Raw genomic sequence first — 1,436 nt, 5'->3', positions numbered from 1 at the left:
TGAAGTGCACCCCAAAAGTTGGACGAAATTAGAAATTAATTATTAATGTGATGAGCTCGATATTTTATCGGGCTCATCCCTTTTAGATTGAGTTTTATTCGATCGTTATTATAGTATTCAATGTAATTTTTTATATCCTGTTTAAGTTCATTGATTTCACTGTACTTATTAATATAGAATAGTTCCGATTTTATGATGCCAAAGAAATTCTCAATAATGGCATTATCCAGGCAGTTACCCTTTCTGGACATGCTCTGCCTAATGCCTTTCTTTTTCAGCATTCGCTGATATTCTTTCATCTGATATTGCCATCCCTGATCAGAGTGTAAAATCAGGTTTGTGTTCCTATTTATCTTTTTGAATGCATCTTTCAACATAAGGGTTACCTGTTCAAAATTTGGAGACTCAGATAAGTTATAGCTGAGGATTTCCCCGTTAAATAATTCTATGATTGGAGATAGATACAGTTTTTTATCCCCCACTTTGAATTCTGTAATGTCGGTGGCCCACTTCTGGCAAGGTTGTGCTGAATTAAAATCGCGATTCAATAAATTGGGTGCAATTTTACCTAACTCACCCTTATAGGATCTGTATTTCTTTCTCCTGATCAATGATTTCAGCCCTAATGTACCCATCAGCTTTGAGACTGTTTTGTGATTGATGATACAACCTTCATTCTTCATTTCCAGAGTAATCCTTCTATAACCATACCTTCCTTTATGACGATGATAGATCTTTTTTATTTGATCTTGGGCGACATCATGTTTTCTTAATACTGATTTTGTTTTTAAGTGGTAATAGTAACTACTTCTGGCCATTTTTAGTATATCCAATAACAACTCTAATGGATATTTATGCCTTAACTCCTCAATGGCTAACGCTTTTTCTTTTGCAGCGTTTCTTTCTTTTGAGCTAAGGCTTCGAGCTTTTTTAGCAACTCATTCTCCGCTCTTAAATATAGATTCTCCTTTTCAAGCTCCTCAAGCCTGGTCAACGTTTTAGTGGTTGTTTTTTTTGGCTTCTTTTCTTTCATCGTTTTACGGCCTCTCTGTTGAGCATTTAAGCCATCCACCCCCAAACTCTCATGAATTTTTACCCAAGAACTAACTATGCCAATGGAAGGGATATGAAAATGTAAACAGCAGTCCCTCAAAGATAATTCTTTCTTAAGATAAGCTTGAACGACCGTTAACTTAAATTCCTTGGTATATTGTTGATAGGATCTTCGCAATAAGCCCTGTACACCTAATGCATTGTATTGGTCAATCCATTTTCTGATTTGCGACGTGGAGATGCCCCATTGATTCGATAATCCGTTGACCGATTTCCCACGTTGATGCTCTCTAACCAGCTTCAGTTTAAATTCGGCCTTGTGTTTTTTGTATTTAACCATAAAAATGCCCCCAAATAGTGTCTAACTTTTTGGGGGCAGTGTA

Annotated in this window: 2 protein-coding genes; both read right to left on the bottom strand. The window is 36.3% G+C overall.

Annotation, left to right across the window (positions count from 1 at the left end):
• Positions 1-35: 35 nt before the first annotated feature.
• Entirely contained in the window at positions 36-872 is an 837-nt protein-coding gene (locus DHW03_RS19115) for an IS3 family transposase (protein ID WP_240618576.1), read from the bottom strand.
• 2 nt (positions 873-874) lie between these two features.
• Positions 875-1,393 (bottom strand): helix-turn-helix domain-containing protein, encoded by a 519-nt coding sequence (locus DHW03_RS19110; protein WP_109927466.1) that lies wholly within the window; start codon positions 1,391-1,393, stop codon positions 875-877.
• Positions 1,394-1,436 lie beyond the last annotated feature (43 nt).

This window comes from Pedobacter yonginensis, assembly GCF_003173595.1.
Classification (GTDB): Bacteria; Bacteroidota; Bacteroidia; order Sphingobacteriales; family Sphingobacteriaceae; genus Pedobacter; species Pedobacter yonginense.
Note: the sequence above shows the minus strand (reverse complement) of the source record. Positions and strands in the feature narration are given on the sequence as shown.